Genomic DNA, 21,943 nt, shown 5'->3' on the forward strand with positions numbered 1-21,943 from the left:
TCCTTTTACTTTCTCTTAATGCGAAGATTCCTTCCGTAATATCCGCCTAAGGGCTTTCCATCCCTTAAAGCAACATTGCCGTTGACCATGCAGAGCCACAGTCCCTCGGCCATCCTGGCAGGGTCAGGGAATGTGGCGTTGTCCCTAAACCGCGCCGGGTCAAATATGTTCACATCCGCATAACATCCCTCGGCAAGCCTTCCGCGTCCCTCAAGCTTCATGCGGTCCGCGGGCAGGGAGGTCATTTTCATGACTGCCTGTTCCATGGTAAGGATGCCCCGCTCCCTTACATATTCCCGGATGATTTTTGGAAATGCACCGTACATCCTGGGATGGGGCGTATTGGTGTCCGCATAGATGGAATCCGATATGACCACGGAATAGGGAAGCCTGGCCACCGTGTCAATGTCTTCCTGGCACATGCTCATGTTAATGATGGCGGTCCTTCCGTCCTCATCGTGCATCAGCCAGGCCGCGAAGGCCGCGGCATCCTCAAACCCAAATGTCCTGGCTGCTTCCGTCACGGTCATCCCAAGGTACTTTTCATTATGCTTCCTCACAACCCCGGATATAAGTATCCTGTCCCATCCAAGGGTGATTGCAAAGTTATCCCAGTCATCATAGGTCACGCTGCAGGCTTTCCTGAACTCAGCAATACCCTCAGGCGTGCCCATGCGCTTTAACGCACGGTTCATGTCCCCCTGCACGTACACAGGCGGGATCATGGTGGTCAGGGCAGTGGAACCTCCCTCATATGGATAGAAATCGCAGGTCACATCCTGTCCCTTGGCCCTTGCCTCTTCTATCAGCCCGATGGCCCTGTGGATATCCTTTCCCCAATTGGCCATGCCGCAGGATTTGAAGTGGCTGATTTCCACGGCGCAGCCTGCCTTCCTGCCAATCTCAATCATTTCCTTCACGCTGTCCACCATGCTGTCGCCCTCCCCCCGTATATGGGCGGTCACGACCCTGCCGTAACGTCCCACCGGCTCCAGCAGCCTGGCAAACTCATCCGTTGTACTGTAGCATTCCGGAAGGTACATGATGCCCACGGACACGCCCGCGGCCCCCTCCTTCATGGCATCCTCCACCAAGGCCCTGGCCTCAGCCATCTCCTTGTCCGTGAACGGGGTGTCGGCAAATCCCTTGACCGTTATCTTCACTGCCCCGGTCCCTATCATGGACCCAAAGTTCACCGGAAGCCCTGTCTTATCCAGCGCTTCCATATAGTCATGATAGGTGCGGATCCGGTTGTCCTTAATGGGCCCCAGCACCGGCTCATCGAATTCATACATCTCCTTTGCGCGCACCGGGTCCGCGCTGGCCGGCGTCATGGAGATGCCGCAGTTGCCCACCACGGTGGTTGTAATGCCCTGGGTCAGCAGGACATCCCCAAAATCAGGGCTGATAAATGGCTTGGCATCACAGTGGCGGTGTATGTCAATAAATCCGGGCGTCACCGCCCTTCCTGCCGCATCCACCACCAGATCCGCTTCCCGGCAGATGGTTTCCCCAATCCGTTCAATCCTGTCATCCTTTATATATATATCAGCCTTTTTGGGTGCATTTCCCAGGCCGTCGTATACCAATCCGTTTTTTATTAATGTAGAAGCCATTATCCGTCTTCCCCGCTTTCCTTTGTCCCATTTCCTTCGTTCAGATAATTGTACACAGTAAACCGGGAGATGCCAAGGAAGTCCGCCACCTTTTCAGCTGATTTCTTAATGAGGAACGCACCCTTTTCATCCAGATAGCGGACCACTGCCACCTTGTCTTCCTTGGTCAGCATGGCCAGCTGCCTGCCGGTGCTCTGTACCGCATCCTGCATCAGGGTGTCCAAAAGCTCGTCCACATTGGCGGTGAATACTTCCTTGGTGTTTGTCTCAGCGCCCTGACCGCTCAGGGCCCTCATGGCTGCCTCGCCAATCATAAGGCCTGTAATATCAAGGTTGATGCAGAGGCTTCCCTCTACCTTGCCATCCTCGCCCATGAAATACTTGCTGGAGGTGCGCAGCGTCCTGCCGTCCTTTGTATAGTTGATATAACCATACTGGTCTTCAGGCATGGCTGTCCCCCTCAGTATCTCCAGGCCCGCATTGGTGCCGCCCCCGCCTACCTCACGGCCCGTCACATGGCCGTTATAGATGGACACGATCGTGCGGTCATATGGCAGCGTCAGGTCGTGGAGCACCACCTCACAGTTCGTCCCGAACTGGATGGCAATACACTTTGCCAGACTGTCAAGAACCTCGAAATTATCTTTTACAAACCCCATGAACCTATCTCCCTTCAAGCCTTAAGGCATCAGGACTTAATCCCGATGCCCGGCTGATGCTTATTTTACAGCTCCTCTTGATTCCACAACCAGAGCCAGTCTTTCCTCTTCAGACATTTCCTCTTTCTTTGTACATAAGGAAACAATCACTTCCGCTGCAAGGGCTACCAGTGTTGCAGGAATGGCAGGTCCGGTGAAAATGCCTGCCACCGCGCCGGAGAATGCAGGGACCGCCAGATACAGGACGCCGAACAGGGTTCCCACGCCTACCGAAGCAATGCCTCCCTGCCAGGTGGCGCGTTTCCAGCATGCGCCTAACAGCATGGCAATGGATACGCCCGGAATGATGGAGCCGATTACATTGCTGATGTAGCTCATGACATCCTTTGCAAACAAGGTTGCAAAGAAGGCAAGGAGCAGGGTTGCCACGGTGGCTACCCGTGAATATTTGCCAACCTTCTCATCCTCCAGCTGCCGGCCGGTGAGGATCGGGTAGATGTCCTGTATCAATATGGTTACTCCTGCGATTGCATCGGAGTCACCGGAGGACATGGTTGCGGACAGGCCGGAAATCATGAACATAAGACCCAGGACCGGTCCTAACACAACGGTTGCGATATAGGTAAATGCAAAATCCGGCTGTTCCAGCACTGCCTGCGCGCCTGTATTGGTTGCGATTGTAAATGCCGCCATACCAATAATAGCAGGAAGAAGGGAGAAAATCAACAGCAGCCAGCCAGAAAGGCTCAAAGCCCGGATTGCGGTCTTGTCATCCTTGGCCGTGTAGATACGCATACGGTATGTAGGCGTGCCCAGACAGGGGATGGCAATGGAGAACATCAGTGAGAACAGCGCCATGCCTCCCATGGACTCAACACCGTAAAAGCTTAAGTTGCCTGCCTTGCCGGCTTCGGTGATGGTCCCGGATATGGTCCCCCATCCGCCTGCCATGGGAATGGCAATGGCTGTGATGGCGATGAATCCGATTACAAGCACGGTCAGCTGGATCAGGTCTGTCCATACAACCGCCAGATATCCGCCGATGATAACGTAGATTCCAAATGCAAGCACTGCCACCAGCTTGGAGGTGGTCAGGTCCATTCCGGTTACATAGCTTAAATAGGTAGCCCCTCCATTGATATGGTTCCCCAGCCATACAACCTCTATGATGTACATCATGAAACTCATGACAGCTTTGACCATCTTATTGCCATTGTAATGGAACTGTGCTTCCTCAGCCATGGTCAGCAGGTTCTTGGCCCTTAGCTTGGACTTCTTGGCTACCAGTACCAGGGCCAGGATCCCAAGGGCGGCGCCCATACCATAGGCAGAACCGCCAAAACCATTCTTAAACCCGTTGGCCGTTGCCCCGATGGACGAGCCTGTACCGATAAGGGTGGCGCCCATGGTGGCAAAAATAAGATACATGGGCATCTTACCTCCGCCTGTAAGGTAATCTTTTCCTTTGGATTTGCCCTTGCTGCAGATAATGCCTACCACAATCATTAAAAGCACATAAAGCATGAATCCAATAATAAAGAATGTTGCATGGGTCTTTGTTAACATACTCTTCCTCCTTTGTATTATAAATGGATAGTGTCACACAGGATTGTTGGACCTGTTTCTGAATTCTGCCAAATTTTTGAACGGTTCAACAATTTGTTTAACCCCATTGTAATAAGCTTTAAACAAATTGTCAATATGTTTTTTGACTTTTTTGTGCACTTTTTTCTTTATCCCCATATTATGTCTAGCTTTTTTGCATATATTTTTATTTTTAGCCTTGTAAGCTTCAACAATTTGTGTTATAACCATAATGAACAGTGTTTCTGGTTCTGCCGAGTTCAGATGAGAAGGAGGTTGTTATGGAAAATCATTATAAGTTTGAAGAATCCAAGGATGTAATCACCCCGGCCCTGGTCTATTACCTGGATATCATTAAAGAAAATATTAAGAAGGCAGTGGACCTGGCCGGCGGACCCGGATATCTGTGGCCCCATGTAAAGACCCACAAGATGGCGCAGATGGTCCGCCTTCAGATGGAAGCCGGCATAACCCGTTTTAAGTGCGCCACCATAGCGGAAGCAGAGATGGCAGCCAGCTGCGGGGCAGCCCATGTCCTTGTGGCATACCCTCTGGTAGGTCCGAATATCAGCCGTTTCATCCAACTGATGCAAACCTACCCCCAGGTCTGTTTCTGGGCAGTGGGTGACAATGAGGGACAGGTACGCGCCCTTGGGCAGCAATGCTCCAAAGCCGGTCTCAGGGCCAATGTCCTGGTGGATGTGAACCTGGGCATGGACCGCACCGGCGTACCGGTTCAGGATACAGGTGCATTCTTCATGGAGTGCGCTTTGATGGACGGTATCTCCATGATGGGGCTTCACTGTTATGATGGCCACCGCACCGAGCATGACTTTGACCGGCGCAAGAAGGAAACAGACGCAAGCGCTGCCCAGATCCAGGCAATCTCAAGCAGCCTGTGTGAAAAAGGCTACTCCTGCAGGACCCTGGTATTGGGCGGTTCCCCTTCCATGCCATGTTATGTGGATTTTCCCAGGACACAGTATGAGGTGTACCTCTCCCCGGGTACCTATTTCGTCAACGACTATGGGTATACAATGAAGTATCCGGACCTTGTGTTCACTCCGGGCGCAGCCATCATGACCAGGGTCATCAGCTGTCCGGTGAAAGGGCATTTTACACTGGACCTGGGATATAAGGGGATTGCCTCTGACCCGGAAGGGACCCGGGGCGTCATTGCCGGGATGGAACATGTCAGGGAACTGTTCCAGAGCGAGGAACATTGGGCCTTTTGCATGGAACCCGGATACGAAGACCAGTGCCCCGGGGTGGGGGATGAACTTTTCGTGGTGCCCACCCATATCTGCCCCACAAGCGCCCTGTATCCATCCGTACCGGTGGTGGAAAAGGGACATATCCGCCATACTTGGGAAGTAACAGCCAGAAACCGTAAAATAAACATTTGATTGAAAGGAAATAATACTATGGCAAACGTATATGACAAATTAAACGAAAAAGGAATCACCCTTCCCGCGCCGCCGCCAAAGGGCGGTGTTTATACACCGGTCCAGGAATTCGGGACAAACCTTTTATACTGCTCAGGCTGCGGCCCTGACTTAGGAAACGGCAATACCGTGGTCGGCAAATTAGGAAAGGACCTGACCGTTGAGGAAGGACAGAAGGCCGCCTATAACTGCATGCTGAACCTTCTGGCAAACATTGAGGCCAAAACCGGCGACCTGAACAAAATCAAACGTTTCGTAAAAGTGCTGGGTTTTGTGAACAGCGCAGATGATTTTACCCAGCAGCCCCAGGTGGTAAACGGCGCTTCCAACCTGCTTGTTGACCTGTTCGGCGAGGAAGCGGGCTGCCCGGCCCGTTCCGCCATCGGTACCAATGCACTTCCCGGGGGAATTGCATGTGAAATCGAAGTCCTGGTGGAAGTGGAATAAGAAATCCTGATGGAAGCAGGATAAAATCCTGTTGGAAACAGAATAAAAATCCTGCCAAAGGCGGAATACTACAGCATATTGCAAGTCCTTATGTACTAAAAAAACTCCTGTATACGGGAAACACGGCATTTTGCCGCCAACTTCCCGTACAGGAGCTTTTAATTTTATAGTTTAATCAATCTCTTCTCATGACCGAAACGGCTTTTTCCAATGGATTGCATCCACACTGCATTCCTTCATGCATTCCCCGCACTGGATACATTCCATATCCCCAACATTCCTAATATCCATCCTGCAGGTGCGCACGCACCTGCCGCAGTTGGTACAGGCGCCTTCATCTATCCTTACCCCCAGCATTGCCACCGGGGCAAAAAGGGAATAGATTGCCCCAAGAGGGCAGAGGAAACGGCAGAAGCTTCTGTAAATAAAACATGCGCTGATGAGGATGACAGCCATCACAAACACTTTCCAGGAAAACAGCGCCCCTGCAAGGCTGCCCAGCGATTCGTCCAGGAGCACCAGCGGTATACCGCCTTCCAGGGTTCCTGCGGGACATATGTATTTGCAGAACGCAGGCACCGGAAGCCTTGTGGCCATCTTAAGTATAATGGGGAGCAGGATTACAAATACAATCAGTATCATGTACTTCAATTTGGATAATACCCGGGTAAACCGGCTCTTCTTAAGTTTGGGGACAGGAATTTTATAAAGCAGTTCCTGCACAAGCCCGAAGGGGCACAGGAAACCGCATATGGTCCTTCCCAGCGTGACCCCAAGAAGCAGCAGCACCCCCAGTATATAAAAGGGTATCTTCCGGTCCAATGCCGCCAGGGAGTTCTGAAGCGTTCCCAGCGGGCATGAACCCACCGCGCCTGGACATGAGTAGCAGTTAAGCCCAGGCACGCATAAGCCCTTGGCCTTGCCCTGGTAGATGGATACCTGGGCAAATCCCTTCAGGTTCAGGTTATATAGTAATGCAGAACAAAGCTGTATCAGCCGCCTTTTCATGGTCCTCATCCTTTCATCCGATTCCTATGCATTCCAGGCATACCCGTATGGCCTTGTGCAGGGTATCCTGATATCCGCCCTGGTACAATCCGGTGCACAGGAATATGATTCCCAGAAAAAGAAGCAGGACAGCTATTTTATTCTGTCTTGTCATATGCCTCATATGGGACAAACCTCCTTTTCACGTGTCTCCATAGCCAGGACGTGCCCTGTCTGATAGTACGTGTCCTGTCTGATAGTACGTGCCCTGGCTGATAGTACGTGTCCTGGCTGATAGGACACGTACTGGCTGATAGGACACGTATTGGCTAATCATCCATCCCATCCCTGACACGCCCTGATATCCCTGTATCCTTATAACCCCAGCGCCTTTTTATACCTGTCGTACATGGTATCTGCGTCATATGCGCCTGTTGATACATGGGTAATCTTGCCATTGGCGTCAAGAACCACGGTATATGGTATGGAATTGGATGGATAGAGCATGGCTACCTCATAATTTTCATCCAGCGCCACCGGGAAGGTGTATCCGTTCTCGTCCACAAAATCCTTTACCGTATCAGCATCATCCCCGCAGTTCACTGCAATAATGCCTATTTCATCCCCAAAGTCCTCTTTTAGACGCTCAAATGCAGGCATCTCCCTGACACATGGTCCGCACCAGGTTGCCCAGAAATTAATGATGACAGGCTTGCCTTTCAGGTCCGAGAGCGCGAGGCTGGAACCGTCAATCAGCTCTGCCGTGAAGTCAGGCGCCTTATTGCCTGCCTTTAAAGGCACGCCTGGCTGGGCCTCGATACCGCTGTCGCCCTCGCCCTGACCGGCGTCTGCCTGGGCTTCATCCGCCGCTGCCTCACCGGCGTCTGGCCGGGTCTCACCTGCCGCTGCCTCACCGTCTGTCTGTCCGGCGCCTTCCGGCGCTTTGTCTTTGGCTGCCTCACCGGCCCCCTGGCCAGCATCCGTCTTATCCTTATCTGCCGCGGCTTTCCCTGCAGCCCCGCCGGTCTGCCCGTCTCCTGGATTTCCTGCCGTTGTGCCTGCTGCTTCCTTCACATCCCCATCCGCCTGCGCAGCCGTTGTCTGTTCCCCACCTTTGCCCGCAGAACTGCATCCCGCAGTCTGAAGGGCCATACATATGGTCAGGGACAGTACCGCCCCCATCCTGACCGCTGATTTCCTATTTACCATAAAATACGGTTTCCTCATATAGATTTCCTCCCATCATTCCAAACCGCGCCATGTCCGTTCCGGCGCAGCCAGTGCCCTAGAGCGTGTCTGAAAATTGCTTTCCGCCAGATGTGCGTCCTTCATTTGGCCCAAATTTGCCACATACCGGGACACACAGCGGATGGAAAGCAATTATTAAACACACCCTGGTTTCAGTATCCAGTATCATGATTTACAATCTGCAGTGACAAAAAAAGCTCGGCTGTCCGGGCTTCCCTAAAATAATAAATCCAGGCAATGGCTTTCATACCATTACCTGGAATTTACTCTATCATATTTATTATCTTCTGTCCACCCGGCATTGCGGGGGTTTTTATGAAAGTTTTATTAACCTTTCATAAAACCGTCACTGAGCCTTATGGCTGATACTCCGGTACGGATTGCATACCGGTCATACCTCATCCACCACAGGGACCACTTCCCTCTCGCTGTAGTGGTGGGCTTCTTCGAGCATCATATCCTTAACCTTCATAAGCCTTGTCTGGGAACTGCGCTCATTTTCATCCAGCTTCATGGTGATGTAGCGGATATTCTGCTGGGTCTGGGGAATCATCACATGCTCCAGGGCATTTACACGGCGGCGGGTCTTTTCAATCTCCGCTGCCATGAGCTGGCAGGACTTTTCACACTCGGCCAGGCGCAGCATATCCGGCAGAAGGTCTGCCAGGCTTTTCACCGCATCATCCAGATCGCTGGAGGTAAAGGCAAATCCATAGGAATAGATATCATTGGGGTCCGAAGTCCTGGTCTTATACTTGAACACAGGAATCTCCACGCTCATCACATTCCTTGTCTCGGATTCCAGATAAACCTCCTGCTTGGGAGCCATCAGGGCCACATTCAGGGCTTCGTCTGTCATGCCGGAGCGGGCCAGCACAAAATTCTGGTTGGCCGCCGCAATGCCTGCCTCTACCTTTTCACGAAGAGCTTTGTTCTCACGCACCAGGTCCAGGAACTGACGCATCAATTCATCCCGCTTATCCTTAAGGAGCTTGTGTCCCCTGATTGCCGTCGCCAGCTTTTTCTTGAGACGGGTAAGCTCCATACGGGTGGGATTCACATGTTTTGCACCCATGTTATGTCAACTTCCTTTCTGACTGCTGGTTATTTTGCATCATAGTAAAGGTCAAGGAATTTGTCCTTGATACGTTTCAGCTCGCTCCTTGGAAGGATGCGCAGCAGCTTCCAGCCGATTTCCATGGTTTCCTCAATGTCACGGTCAGCATAGTAGCCCTGGGATACGTATTCTTTTTCAAACTCATCTGCAAACTTGGCATACAGCTTATCCATGTCAGTCAGGGCTGCCTCGCCAAGGATTACCATCAGTTCCTTTGCATCCTTACCACGGGCATAGGCTGCAAACAGCTGGTTCATGACATCGGCATGGTCCGCCCTTGTCTTGCCTTCGCCGATACCCTTATCCTTCAGACGTGAAAGGGATGGAAGCACGTCGATTGGCGGTGTTACGTTCTTGCGGTATAAGTCACGGCTCAGGATGATCTGTCCCTCGGTAATGTATCCCGTAAGGTCAGGAATCGGATGGGTCTTGTCATCCTCAGGCATGGTAAGGATAGGAATCATGGTGATGGAACCGCTCTTGCCCTTCTGGCGTCCGGCTCTCTCATACAGGGAAGCCAGGTCGGTGTACATATATCCGGGATAACCGCGGCGCCCGGGAACTTCCTTACGCGCAGCGGAAATCTCACGAAGGGAATCTGCATAGTTGGTAATATCGGTCAGGATAACCAGCACGTGCATATTCTTCTCAAATGCCAGGTATTCTGCCGCGGTCAGCGCCATACGCGGTGTTGCAATACGCTCAACCGCAGGGTCATTGGCCAGGTTGATGAACATGACGCTTCTGTCAATGGCACCTGTTTCACGGAAGCTCTCCATAAAGAAGTTTGCCTCCTCAAAGGTGATACCCATGGCCGCGAATACAACGGCGAAAGGCTCACTGGTACCGCGCACCTTTGCCTGACGCGCAATCTGTGCGGCCAGGTTGGCGTGGGGCAGACCGGATGCGGAGAAGATAGGAAGCTTCTGTCCGCGGACCAATGTATTCAGTCCATCTATGGCAGAGACGCCGGTCTGGATAAACTCCTCAGGATAGCTTCTGGCTGCCGGATTCATGGGAAGGCCGTTGATATCCATACGCTTTTCAGGCAGGATGTCGGGGCCGCCGTCAATGGGCTTGCCCATGCCGTCAAACATACGGCTGAGCATATCCTCGGACACGCCCAGTTCCATGGTACGGCCTAAGAAACGCACCTTGCTGGAATCCAGGTTGATACCGGTAGCCGCCTCATACAGCTGCACCATGGCGTTGCCGCCGTCTATCTCCAGGACCTTGCAGCGGCGTTTCTCGCCGTTTGCCAGTTCAATCTCACCCATCTCGTCATAGGTTACACCCTGTACGCCGCGGACCAGCATGATAGGACCTGCTACCTCTTCAATTGTTCTATATTCCTTGGGCATTAGAAGTCCTCCTTTCTGCTCAGCTCATCGCTCAGTTCTGCTTCCAGCGTCTTGATCACATCTGCATAAACGCTGTCAAGATCGGCTTCCTCGGTGTATTTGAAACGTCCGATAGCCTCACGCACCGGAAGGTTGACCAGACGCTCGATGTTCACGCCCTGGCTTAAGGCCTGGCCTGCTTTATCAAAATATGCCATCATAAGCATCATCATCATGTGCTGCTTCTTCAGGGATGTAAAGGTATCAATCTCATGGAACGCGTTCTGGTGCAGGAAGTCCTCACGGATGGAACGGGCTGCCTCCAGTTTCAGGCGGTCAGGCGCGGACAGGGCGTCCATACCGACCAGCTGTACGATTTCATTTAACTCAGACTCTTCCTGGAGCAGGCGCATGAGACGGGCGCGAAGCTCGGTCCAGTCGCTTTCCACCTCTGCGTTGAACCATTTTTCCATGGTGTCCACGTACAGGGAATAGCTGGTCAGCCAGTTAATGGCCGGGAAATGTCTCTTGTATGCCAGGTCGGCGTCCAGGCTCCAGAATACCTTAACGATACGCAGGGTTGCCTGTGTGACCGGCTCGGAAATATCGCCGCCTGCAGGGGATACTGCGCCGATTACGGAAAGCGCGCCCTCGCGGTTATCCTTGCCCAGGGAAATCACGCGTCCCGCACGCTCATAGAACTGTGCCAGACGGGAACCCAGGTATGCGGGGTAACCTTCCTCACCAGGCATTTCCTCCAGACGTCCCGACATCTCACGCAGTGCCTCCGCCCAACGGGATGTGGAGTCTGCCATCAGGGCCACGGAATAACCCATGTCACGGAAATACTCGGCAATGGTGATACCCGTATAGATGGATGCCTCACGTGCAGCAACCGGCATATCCGAGGTATTGGCAATCAGGACCGTACGTTCCATCAGGGACTTGCCTGTCTTTGGATCCTTCAGTTCCGGGAACTCGTTCAGAACATCCGTCATCTCGTTGCCGCGCTCGCCGCAGCCAATGTAAACCACGATATCCGCATCAGCCCACTTGGCAAGCTGGTGCTGTACAACCGTCTTGCCTGAACCGAATGGTCCGGGAACAGCCGCAACACCGCCCTTTGCGATAGGGAACAGACAGTCGATGACCCTCTGTCCTGTTACAAGGGGCATGTCAGGGGACAGCTTCCTCTGGTAAGGACGGCCCTTACGTACCGGCCATTTCTGCATCAGGCCAACGGGATGCTCCTGTCCCTTCTCATCGGTCACCACAGCAACCGTATCCGTTACCGTGTACTCGCCGCCGCTGATATAGGTCAGGGTGCCTTCGATGCCGACAGGAATCATGATCCTCTGCCGTACCACATCCGTCTCCTGTACCGTACCGATGATATCGCCGCTGCCCACCTTGTCGCCCACATTGACTGAAGGCACAAAGGTCCACTTCTTCTCACGCTTCAGGGAGGGAACCTCCACTCCGCGGTTCAACAGGTTTCCGCCTGTCTTCTCCATGATTGCATCCAGGGGACGCTGGATACCGTCATATATACTTCCAATCAGGCCAGGCCCCAGCTCAACGCTCATGGGTACGCCTGTGGATTCCACAGGCTCCCCTGGTCCCAGTCCGGAGGTTTCCTCATAAACCTGGACCGAAGCCTTGTCGCCATGAATCTCTATGATTTCACCAATCAAACGCTGGTCGCTAACGCGTACAACGTCGAACATGTTGGCGTCGCGCATGCCCTCTGCGATAACCAGGGGACCTGCCACTTTTTTGATTACGCCTTTGCTCATCTTTTACCTCCTCGTCAAGAGCACCAGACACCCGTCAATGGGGCGCTACTGCCCGTTAAATATTATATCAGAGCCAACTGCCTGCTCTACTGACTTCTTCACTGCCATGATTCCCCTGCCCGTGTTGCCGGACACGCCTGGAATCAGTATGATGGCCGGAAGGTCAGCTTCACGGAAGCGGTCAATCTCCGGTTCAACCTGGGCTGCCAGGGCTTCCGTGATATAAATCACGGCATACCCGCTTTCTCCCAGTTCCCTTAATTTCTTTCCTGCCACCACCGGGTCTGTCAGGGGAAATGGTTCCAGACCCAGGGCTGCGAAACCGTAGATACTGTCCCGGTCGCCCATCACTGCAATCTTATACATACATCTCCCTTACCCTTTCCCGGATGGACTCTTCGGGAAGATGGTTGAGTTTCCCGGAAAGTACGATCCGAACTGACTTGATTTCGTTCTCACGCGCCAGAATATAAGCTGCCAGCGGCCCAAGCCCAAAGGGACTGTACTGCTGAGGCTTAATCTTGCGGATCATCAGATTGTCGCACCACCGTTCAAAGGCTGAAGGTGAGCGGCGAAGTTCCTCTACCGCGTCTGCATAGGTGGTGGATTCCAGGTAAATGCCGATGGCATCCACTCCTTCTATGGCCGCCTGGGCCAGGCGTGTTATATCCAAGGTATCACAAGGCGCCAGCGCCTGTTCCAAAAATGCCCTGTCCTTACCGGTACGGGATGCCCGCACCGCTGTCTTTATATCTGCCGCTGCCACTGTCAGCTCCGCATAAAGCTTCAGGAACTCATTGCCGGATGATTTACCGGCATGATAAATCGCATCCAGGGCCGCTTTGTCAATGATGATGTCGCAAAGCTGTCCGTCCTGGGTGTGCAGAAGCGCCTTATACGCCTCCTCCGCCGGTCCCCTCATGGGTTCCGGAAGATTCTGGAATTCCCGGTTCTGTATGGAGTCGCGTATCAGCTTCACATCCACGGAGCCCTGGTCAATGAAAATCCCCGGATAGTCATGGCCGGTGCGTTCCGCCTTGACCGCCTCCTTGATGGCTGCCTTCAGGTTGTGGTAATCGTTGCCGTACAGGAACACGTCGAATACGGACACATCCTCCACCAGTTCTGAAATCAATCCCCAGGTTTTTTCCCGCTCCAGGGCCAGAAGCGCCTCAGCACTTGCAGTGCTGTCGTCGCCCCAGCCTTTTTCCATGAGAAGCTGGATACACTCATCGTAGTCTTTTGCAGCTGTCAGCTGATCTAAAAATGCGCCGGATAGCAGGGACAATTCTTTGGAACGGATACGGGCTACTGCATAAACATATTGTTTGTCTGCCATTTAAATCGTTCCTCCGTTCATGAAAAAAGAATTTCCTGCACCTTATCCTGCAATAATTCGTGGGCTGAATCAAAGATTGCGTTGATGGAGCAGTTCTCCTCGATCCCGCCGTAGGTCAGCACAAATCCGGCATCAATATCCCTGGTGTCCTTGGAAATGTGCAGGGCCGCGTCCTTATCCTTTAACGCTGCATTAAGTCTGTCCTCAAATCCTTCCGGAACCCGGGCAAGGTCTTTTGCTGAAAACAGAAGCTCGCCCTTACCGTTCTGTGCGGATTTGACAGCCAGTTTAAGAATCATGTCAAAGTAGGCATCCGTATCCATTCCCTTAAGTTCTGCTTTCGCCTTCTCAATGGTGTCGCCAATCAGCTTCTGCTTCTCGGCCAGGATACTTCCGCGTTTCTTAAGGTCGGCAGCGGACTGCCCCCTTTCCAGGATGTTGGCAACGGACTGCCTGGAACGCCTTTCAATGTCGGCGCACTCGCTTTCCGCTTCCTTACGGGCAGCTGCCAGGACCTTATCTGCCTCATCCCTGGCCCCTGCCAGGGTGCGGGCTGCCGCTTCCTGGGATTCTTCTTTTATCTGGCTGATGATTTTATCTAATCCCGCCATGCCATGTTCTCCTTTCCTGATTCTCTCCTGATATCCGTACGCTGCTTACGCATTAACGCCTGCAATACCGAAGATAGCAAGAATGGAGATCAGCAGTGCCAGGATGGCGTAGGTCTCAACCATGGCCGGGAAGATCATTGCCTTACCAAACTGGTCCGGTTTCTTAGCAACTAAACCAATACTTGCAACAGCGGCCTTGCCCTGCTTGATGGCTGAATATAAACCAACGAATGCCATTGGAAGGCAGGCAGCCAGGTATAAAAATCCCTTAGCTACGGAAATGTCGGAGCTTCCGCCCATGATACCGATCTGTGTCAGGGTGATGAAACCGATCAGCAGGCCGTAGATACCCTGTGTACCAGGAAGCAGCTGTAATACCAGAACCTTACTGAACTTGTTGGGGTCTTCTGTTACAACTCCGGCAGCAGCCTCACCTGCGATGCCAACTCCGATAGCAGAACCAATCCCTGCAAAAAGTGCTGCCAGAACTGCTCCTAATAACGCTAAAACAACTCCCATATTCTCCATAACTAAATGTCCTCCTTGACTTTATAATATTTGGTGTGAATGGCGAAGGGTTCAAATTTCCTTCCGCCTCCCTCATAAAACTTTCCGAAAAATTCCACAAACTGCAGACGGTTTGTATGGACATAAGCGCCCAGCGCGTTGATTGCCAGGTTCAGGCTGTGTCCGATTAAGAATACCAGGATGAATACGATTGCTCCCGGAATGGTTCCTCCCACCATGCTTCCCATCTTGTTGAATACGGTGGAGATGACGCTGGTAGCAAGCCCCAGGGCCAGAAGACGGGAATAGGAAAGGATATCACTCAGGTATGAGGTGACCCCATACGCCCCGTAAAGGCCTTTCAGGATACGCTTGAACCAGCTTCTTGATTCCCGTCCGCTGGTAAGTACAATTCCGATCAGGCCAATCACCGCCAGCACGGCTGCCACGGTTCCTGCCGCCGCCGGAAGGGTGAAGCTTAAGCCCAGCATATCGGTGAACATGGACATGGTCAGCAGGTAAACAATACCGCCGCCCACCAGCATATACCAGAATACGGCATCATAGATACCGTCCTTCAGGCTTCCGTTCCTGACACAGGTATAGAATTTAATCCCAAGACCTGTAAAAAGATGGATGATGCCAATCAGGAATGCAAACACCAGCATCTTCATGGGCAGGCTTACCGGCTCAAACCAGATAGGCGCCAGCCTGATGTCCGGCCTGTTGAAAAATGTGGTTGCTATCACATTGACCGCATCCCCGAAAAAGCTTCCGAACATAAAGCCCCAGAACGCGGTGGAAATACCGCAGTACATGAACATCTTCATGAACTTCCTCATCCCGTCTTCCATGTTCTTATACTTGGTCAGACAGTATGCGGTGCCTGCAATCATGATGAGCCCGTAAGCCGCATCAGACAGCATCAGCCCAAAAAGCACATAGTAGAAGCACGCCACCACCATGGACGGGTCAATCTCGCCCTGGCCCGGAAGGCTGTAGCTCTCAATGACTCCCTCCACGGGTTGTGCAAACTTGTTGTTGCGCAGCACCACGGGCACGTCGTCCTTTTCTTCCGGTTCGGAAAATTCAATTACCACCTCATACTTATCCTGAAGCAGCTTTTCAAGCGCGGGGGCCGCCTCCACGGAAACATATCCCGTGATAAGGAATACCCTTCTGGACTGTACCAGACCATTTAACACCCCGTACTTCTCGGACCGCATGGTATAGTAATCCATTACGAACTTGATGGAGTCCCGGTCAGGCGCCATGTCGGCGATTGCCTTCTCGGCTCCTGCAATCTCAGCCTTTACCTTGGAAAGTTCCTCCTCCAGCTGCTGCTGCCGTTTGGCAGGCACCAGGGAGCTGAGGGGCGGCTTCACAAAATTCAGCTTCTTTAACGCGTCTTCCACTGCATCCGCGTCCCCTTTGGCGCACACAATGAAAAGACAGGTCTGTTCCTTGGATGAACTGACAATGTTAAGGTCAATTGTCTCGGCCTCAGGCGCAAGCGCGCCCAGCTGTTCCCTCAGCTGTTCCAGTGAGATTTCTTCCTGGATGGAGCCGATGAATGCCACGGATTTCTTCGTCCCTTTAAAGTCAAGGGGCAGATCAAAGGACTTCCATGGCGCCAGTGCTTCCATCTGCTGTTCCAGCTTCGGGATGACGGCACTGTTCTCGCCAATCTGTTTTGCAAGTTCCTGTAAGCGGTAGGCTTTCTTCATGGTCTCATCATGCTGGCCTGCATTGGCCTCATATTGCTCCACGGTCAGGATTTCCCTGCCTGCGAATGAGTCAAGCATGCCCTTGTCTTCCGGCGCATATTTATCCAGAATACCGACGGCCTGTTCCGCTATGATGGCATTGCGTTCAAATACGGTTTTGGAAGACGTTACATCCATTTTCCTGAACATATCATCTTCCTGCAGCACATTGCTGATTTCAAGTACCCCTTGGCGCTGCAGAAGCTCAAGGGTGCCCTTGCGGTCCTTTTTCAGTCCGCAGATCAGCACTTTTTTCATGGGCACTACTGCCAACCCTAAGCGCCTCCTTCCTTACCTTTCCACGATGGCTTTTATCGTGGAACTTCCTTACCTTTCCACGATTTTTACCGTGGACTCACCTTACAGCAGTTCCGATAAGATAACCTTGACTGCCTGATCCTGTTTCGCGGCCACGGCGCTGCGCAGATTTTCCAATTCCTTTACTTCCTCTGCCTGCGCAGCCTGCATCATCTGCTCACCTTGAGCCTTTGCGTCTTCTTCGGCCCGCGCCGCAGCTTCCCTGGCAGCACTTGTCATGTCTGCCTTTAACTGCACGCCCTGGGCCTTTGCCTCCGCCACAATTGCTTCCGCCTGTTTTACCGCGTCCTTTTCAGCTGCTTCGGCAGCTGCCTCTGCCTGCCGGATCGCATCAATTGTCTCCTGGGCCAATCCAAATCCCCCTTTCCTTCCCGGAATTCCTCCATGCTTATCTCCGGTATATGTAAATAGTCTGTGCAGATAAGCCTGTAGGAATACTATGGCAAATACGTTTCAACTATAAAATGACAAGTTAATAGTATTTGTCCACACCTTTCCTATTATTTTTGTACAATATGAATAGATTATAACCCATGACTAAAAAATTATCAATCCACTTTCTTACTTTTTCATGAAAAATTTTTAGGATTTCTAAAAAATTTTGTATATCGTACAAAAAACGTCAAAAGACTTCCATATTCCTACCCATTCTGCACCTTCCGAATTGTTATGAAAATAACAATTCCTTATACCAAAATAGGCTGCAGGTCAAAGGGGCGGTTGACCTCTCTGCTGCAGCCACATTTGTTCTTATGATACCACTATTTTTCAGTTTTGCAAATAGTAAATTTTTAACATCTTCTTAACGCCATTTAATCTGATATAATCACCCGTTTCTTCCCGCCGCCGTTCATCAGGCTGTAATATGCAGGAAGCATCAGCAGGGACAATATGGTGGAAGCGGTCAGGCCGCCGATGTTAACAAGCGCAAGTCCCTGGGTTGTGGAACCGCTGTCCCCCAAAGCCAGCGCCATGGGCACCATGGCCACCACCGTGGTCAGGGTGGTCATGAGGATAGGCCTCAGACGGGTGGCTCCTGCTTCCACAAGGGCCGTATTCAGGTCCATCTCCCTCCTGTACTGGTTCACCGTATCCACATAAAGGATACCGTTGTTAACAACCGTACCTACCAGCATCAAAAAGCCCAAAAGCGATGTCATGCTGATGGCGCTGTCCGCCAGCCACAGAAGGCCGAAGGCGCCTATGAGGCAGAACGGGATGGTGGTCATGACCATGATGGAGAACTTGGGTGACTCAAACTGGGCCGCCATGACTACGAATACAAGGAAGATTGCCAGTCCAATGGCCTGGAACAGCGCACTGAACTCAGTTGCCATGGATTCTTCCTGGGCATTCTGGGCAATGGACACCGTGCCGCCTACATTGGGTTTTACCACTTCGTCCATCAGCTGGGTCTTTGTATTCTTATTGGAGTTCTCCGTGTAGATGCCGCTCACCGTCACACGGTACTGTTTATCCTGCCTTGTAATGGATGCCGGGCTGTCCGCGAAACGGATATCCGCCACATCTGTCAGGGCCACGGACCTGCCGCTTGGGGTCTGGAGCGTAACACTTTCCACCTGGTCCAGGGAACGGTAACGGTCCTTGGGATACTCCACCTTAACATCAATATCGTCGCCGTTGATGTTCATGGTAGTTGGGGTCACGCCGCTTAACATATTGTTGAGGGTACCGCCGATCTGCGCCGGCGACAGGCCTGCCGCCCTGGCTTTGATGGGGTTCACCGTAACTTTTACAACGGAAGCCGCGTTCTCCAGGGATGAATGCACCTTGGTCAGTTCAGGCCGCTGGCTCAGCTTCTGGGCAATGTCATCGCTGACCGCTTTCAGGTCATCGTAGTTGGTGCTCTGAAGTTCAACCGTATAATCACTCTCAGAGCCCATCATGGCGCTTACCTGGGAGTAGGCCTCAACCGTTATGTTGGTATCGGAGATGCCTGCCAGCTGCTGTTTCCACAGCTTGACAACCTCATCCGTTTCCATCTTCCTGTCCTTTTTAAGATACACGGTTATATTGGGGTCGGAACTCATGCTAAGGCCTGAGCTTCCTGCCATGGTGAAGTAGGATTCCACATCAGGCTGCTGGGAAATGATTCCTTCCACCTGCTTCATGATCCCATCCACCTTGTCAATCTCCATGCCCGGCTTAACTTCCGCCGTGATGGTGATTTGGCCCTGGTCATCCTCAGCCATAAGCTCCATCCTCAGGAATCTGGCAAGGAAGAATGAGAATAACAGCAGCAGTACGGATGCCAGCATGACAAGGCCGCGCTTTTTAAGAAGGCTTCTCATGATGGTCCGGTAAGCTTCCTGCATTTTTTCAACCGGCCTTGATAACGGCGCTGTCTTCTTCTCAATTGGTTTGTATATCATGTAACATAAGGGCACTACCGTAATAGCGGATATCAGGGAGGCCGTCATACAGAATACGATGGTAAAGCCCAGGGGCCGGAACATCATGCCTGTCATGCCGCCCAGCATGGCCAGGGGCAGGAACACCACGCAGGTGGTCAGCGTGGAGCCGATGACCGACTGGTACACAACCCCGGTTCCGTTGAGCGCTGCCTTTGAAAATTCCCTGAAGCCCGTATCATCCGTGGCCCTGAAGCAGCTCTCCAGCACAACCGTGGAGTTATCCACCATCATACCCACGCCCAACACCAGGGCGCTCAGGGTGATGACGTTCAGGCTGAAGCCCATGAGCTGCATGAGTATCAGGGAGGCCAGGATAGACACAGGGATGGAACTTCCTACAATCAGCGAGGCCTTCAGGTCCCCGAAGAACAGCCATATGATGACCATGGAAATGATAACAGCCATAATCATGGTCTCAATTACAGAACTTAGGGAGGACATGATGGAGTCCTTATCATCATTTACCACTGTAATCTGAAGAGTGGGATCCAGCTTTGTAAGCTGGTCCACCACCTTGCTCACATCCTTTGACACGGTAAGGGTGGCCGCATCCTGCTGCTTACTGATGGTCAGGGCCACGATATCTTCCGGCACCCCGTTCTCCGCCTTGTAACGTGCAATACTCTCAATGTCGTCCGCGCCCATGTATATGTTGGCCACGTCGCTTAAATATACGGTCTGGCTGCCATTCACCGTAAGGGGGATGTCATTGAGGCTTTCCATGGTCTCAAAGGGCTGCTCCGTGGACACGGCCAGCTTCTGGTCGCCCACCTCCGTGTTGCCCGCGGGATATGTAAGGTCCGCGCCGGTGATATCGCCTGCAATGGAGTTCATGGTAACGCCGTACTGCTTCAGCTTCTCAGGCAGCAGTTCCACCTTGATGTACTTCTGTACGCCGCCTGCAAGGGATACCTCTGCCACAGAGGACAGCTTCTCAAACTCAGGTACGATATTATTATTGACATAGTTATAAAGGTCATCGTCCTCGCCGTGGCTGACAGCCATGATTACATTCGGCTTTAAGCTGGTGTTCAGTTCCAGCATGATAGGGTCTTCCGCATCATCAGGAAGTTCCGTCTTTGCAAGGTCCATCTGCTTCTTAAGGTCATCATAGGCATCGTTCATATCCGTGCCGTAATCATACTTTAACATTACAATGGACATATTCTCTTTTGACTGTGAGGATATGGTATCCAGACCGCTTAGTGTACTGGCCCTGTCCTCAATGGGTTTTGTAACCAGCTCATTTACATCATCAGGGCTGGCTCCGGGATAGACAGTCATAACAATCATCATGGACATGTTCATATCCGGCATTAATTCCAACGGTGATTTCATCACAGAGGATAAGCCGAACACAATCAGGCACAGGATTGCAAGAACCGTACTGACCGGTCTTTTTAAGACGAGTTTCGTTAAGCCCATTTTCCTGCCTCCTTCTACTGTGCTTCACTTTGGTCTGCGGCTGGACTTTCAGGTTCACCTGTCTGGCTGTCCTCACTCACTGCGCCTGTATCCAGGGTCACCTTGGTTCCTTCCTTAAGCTCGGAAGTCCATGTGGTTAGTACCATGTCATCCAGGGTAAGCCCTGAGGTCACAACAATATTGTCCTTATCAAATATACCCACTTCCACAGGAACCTCATGGATGACGGCCTGGGACTGGTCGTATGTATAGACATATGCGTCCCCTGCCTTGTAGTATACACAATGGGTAGGAATCAGCATTACATTCTTTTCGGTTGCTGAGGGAACCTTGATTTCCACACTGGTTCCGGGCGCCATGGTTTCATTATCCTCCACAGAGGCCTTTACCTTAAACAGGCCAATGGAAGCCTCGGCCATGTTGTTGACCTCAATCACGCTGCCGCCGTACTGGGTCCCTTCTTTTGTAATTGTTACAGGTGTGCCTGTACTAAGGTTATTCTTAACCTTCTCAGTCACATAGAAGGTCACATTATTGCCTCCATCGCCTGCAATCACACACAGCTGCCCAGAGGTTCCCACACTGTCATGGACTTCCACGTTCAGCTGTTCCACCCGTCCGCTGATAGGGGATGTGACGTGGCTGAATTCCATCTGGTTGTCATAACCGATCTTGGCAGCCTCATACTGCAGGCGCTTTGCCTCAGCCGCTGTCTGATATCCCTCAAACTCCTTGTCAGATACAAAACCGGAGGCATGGAGGGGCGCCATACGGTTTAATGTAGAGACGGCGTCATCCCATGCAACCTTAGCGGTATCCATGGCGTTCTTGGCTGATGCCACCTGCTTTGTATCAATCTCCACAAGTACCTGCCCGGCTGCGATTGTATCTCCAGCCTTAACATTCACTGCTGTCACATCACCGCCAGCCTTCGGATATATGTATACAATATCCGCGGGTTCGATGGTGCCTACCAGATCCGTTGTCAGTTCAATATCCCCCATGAACGGGGTCTGAGCCGTAACTACCGGGTCCGGGGTGGGGGCAACAGGCTCTTCCTTTTTCACGATGCGGGCAATCAGGATTACTGCTATGATTACAATAATGATTCCCCAGATAATGCGTGTCTTTGCCTTTTTCATCTTCTCCTCTTTCCTTTCATATCCTTTATTATTTTGAGATGCTGCTTAATGTTAGAAAAAAACAAGGGAAATGGGCGTCTGCCGCCAGCGCCCTTCCCCATATAAGCTCTCTTTATATATAAGACCAACCATCTAGTATTTTAGACAGTTATACCCATTTT

20 protein-coding genes are annotated in these 21,943 nt (G+C 52.0%); 2 read left to right on the forward strand and 18 right to left on the reverse strand.

All coding sequences use genetic code 11. The features are described from left to right. Nucleotides 1-5 precede the first annotated feature (5 nt). The 4 genes from DWX59_RS17515 to DWX59_RS17530 are packed head-to-tail and all read right to left on the reverse strand — an operon-like array spanning nt 6 to nt 4,090. A complete protein-coding gene (locus DWX59_RS17515) occupies nt 6-1,616 on the reverse strand; it encodes an N-acyl-D-amino-acid deacylase family protein (RefSeq protein WP_117560508.1) in 1,611 nt (536 codons plus the stop codon). Further along, nucleotides 1,616-2,275, reverse strand: a complete 660-nt coding sequence (locus tag DWX59_RS17520; RefSeq protein ID WP_117560509.1) for a helix-turn-helix transcriptional regulator — start codon at nt 2,273-2,275, stop codon at nt 1,616-1,618. The genes DWX59_RS17515 and DWX59_RS17520 overlap by 1 nt, the downstream gene beginning before the upstream one ends. Nucleotides 2,276-2,335: 60 nt before the next feature. Then, nucleotides 2,336-3,841 (reverse strand): sodium:solute symporter family protein, encoded by a 1,506-nt coding sequence (locus DWX59_RS17525; protein WP_117560510.1) that lies wholly within the window; start codon nt 3,839-3,841, stop codon nt 2,336-2,338. Nucleotides 3,842-3,874: 33 nt separating this feature from the next. Further along, nucleotides 3,875-4,090: a hypothetical protein gene (locus DWX59_RS17530; RefSeq protein WP_117560511.1), complete on the reverse strand. Its 216-nt coding sequence runs from the start codon at nt 4,088-4,090 to the stop codon at nt 3,875-3,877. A gap of 50 nt (nt 4,091-4,140) precedes the next feature. Here DWX59_RS17530 and DWX59_RS17535 point away from each other — a divergent pair, with 50 nt between their 5' ends. Beyond that, nucleotides 4,141-5,265, forward strand: coding sequence for a D-TA family PLP-dependent enzyme (locus DWX59_RS17535; RefSeq protein ID WP_117560512.1), 1,125 nt, complete (start codon nt 4,141-4,143; stop codon nt 5,263-5,265). Between the two features lie 18 nt (nt 5,266-5,283). Continuing rightward, a complete protein-coding gene (locus DWX59_RS17540) occupies nt 5,284-5,751 on the forward strand; it encodes a RidA family protein (protein ID WP_117560513.1) in 468 nt (155 codons plus the stop codon). Between the two features lie 186 nt (nt 5,752-5,937). On the opposite strand, the gene DWX59_RS17545 is transcribed toward DWX59_RS17540, so the two are convergent. The 14 genes from DWX59_RS17545 to DWX59_RS17605 form a co-directional block, all read right to left on the reverse strand. Then, a complete protein-coding gene (locus DWX59_RS17545) occupies nt 5,938-6,759 on the reverse strand; it encodes a 4Fe-4S binding protein (RefSeq protein WP_117560514.1) in 822 nt (273 codons plus the stop codon). Between the two features lie 13 nt (nt 6,760-6,772). Further along, a complete protein-coding gene (locus tag DWX59_RS28790; protein WP_165641872.1) occupies nt 6,773-6,922 on the reverse strand; it encodes a CD1871A family CXXC motif-containing protein in 150 nt (49 codons plus the stop codon). A gap of 191 nt (nt 6,923-7,113) precedes the next feature. Further along, nucleotides 7,114-7,965, reverse strand: a complete 852-nt coding sequence (locus DWX59_RS17550; RefSeq protein ID WP_117560515.1) for a TlpA family protein disulfide reductase — start codon at nt 7,963-7,965, stop codon at nt 7,114-7,116. 412 nt (nt 7,966-8,377) lie between these two features. After that, nucleotides 8,378-9,061 (reverse strand): V-type ATP synthase subunit D, encoded by a 684-nt coding sequence (locus DWX59_RS17555; protein WP_117560516.1) that lies wholly within the window; start codon nt 9,059-9,061, stop codon nt 8,378-8,380. Nucleotides 9,062-9,090: 29 nt separating this feature from the next. Then, complete coding sequence (locus DWX59_RS17560; protein WP_117560517.1) at nt 9,091-10,464, reverse strand: V-type ATP synthase subunit B; 1,374 nt, start codon at nt 10,462-10,464, stop codon at nt 9,091-9,093. Then, nucleotides 10,464-12,239 carry a V-type ATP synthase subunit A gene (locus DWX59_RS17565; protein ID WP_117560518.1) on the reverse strand — a complete coding sequence of 592 codons (1,776 nt, stop codon included), beginning with the start codon at nt 12,237-12,239 and terminating at the stop codon, nt 10,464-10,466. Before DWX59_RS17565 ends, DWX59_RS17560 begins: the two co-directional genes overlap by 1 nt. A gap of 45 nt (nt 12,240-12,284) precedes the next feature. Next, nucleotides 12,285-12,605 carry a V-type ATP synthase subunit F gene (locus tag DWX59_RS17570; RefSeq protein WP_117560519.1) on the reverse strand — a complete coding sequence of 107 codons (321 nt, stop codon included), beginning with the start codon at nt 12,603-12,605 and terminating at the stop codon, nt 12,285-12,287. Next, on the reverse strand, nt 12,598-13,578 hold the full coding sequence (locus tag DWX59_RS17575) for a V-type ATPase subunit (RefSeq protein ID WP_117560520.1): 981 nt from the start codon (nt 13,576-13,578) through the stop codon (nt 12,598-12,600). The genes DWX59_RS17570 and DWX59_RS17575 overlap by 8 nt, the downstream gene beginning before the upstream one ends. Before the next feature lie 17 nt (nt 13,579-13,595). Next, a complete protein-coding gene (locus DWX59_RS17580; RefSeq protein WP_117560521.1) occupies nt 13,596-14,189 on the reverse strand; it encodes a V-type ATP synthase subunit E in 594 nt (197 codons plus the stop codon). A 45-nt stretch (nt 14,190-14,234) separates the two neighbouring features. Continuing rightward, nucleotides 14,235-14,717, reverse strand: a complete 483-nt coding sequence (locus DWX59_RS17585; RefSeq protein WP_008724579.1) for a V-type ATP synthase subunit K — start codon at nt 14,715-14,717, stop codon at nt 14,235-14,237. A 2-nt stretch (nt 14,718-14,719) separates the two neighbouring features. Next, the gene (locus tag DWX59_RS17590; protein ID WP_117560522.1) at nt 14,720-16,735 is read right to left on the reverse strand and encodes a V-type ATP synthase subunit I; all 2,016 of its coding nucleotides are present in this window, start codon (nt 16,733-16,735) and stop codon (nt 14,720-14,722) included. Nucleotides 16,736-16,822: 87 nt separating this feature from the next. Continuing rightward, nucleotides 16,823-17,131 (reverse strand): hypothetical protein, encoded by a 309-nt coding sequence (locus tag DWX59_RS17595; protein WP_117560523.1) that lies wholly within the window; start codon nt 17,129-17,131, stop codon nt 16,823-16,825. Nucleotides 17,132-17,592: 461 nt separating this feature from the next. Next, nucleotides 17,593-20,640 carry an efflux RND transporter permease subunit gene (locus tag DWX59_RS17600; RefSeq protein WP_117560524.1) on the reverse strand — a complete coding sequence of 1,016 codons (3,048 nt, stop codon included), beginning with the start codon at nt 20,638-20,640 and terminating at the stop codon, nt 17,593-17,595. A 14-nt stretch (nt 20,641-20,654) separates the two neighbouring features. After that, nucleotides 20,655-21,782 carry an efflux RND transporter periplasmic adaptor subunit gene (locus tag DWX59_RS17605; protein ID WP_117560525.1) on the reverse strand — a complete coding sequence of 376 codons (1,128 nt, stop codon included), beginning with the start codon at nt 21,780-21,782 and terminating at the stop codon, nt 20,655-20,657. Nucleotides 21,783-21,943 lie beyond the last annotated feature (161 nt).

Source organism: Enterocloster aldenensis, assembly GCF_003434055.1.
GTDB classification, from domain to species: domain Bacteria; phylum Bacillota; class Clostridia; order Lachnospirales; family Lachnospiraceae; genus Enterocloster; species Enterocloster aldenensis.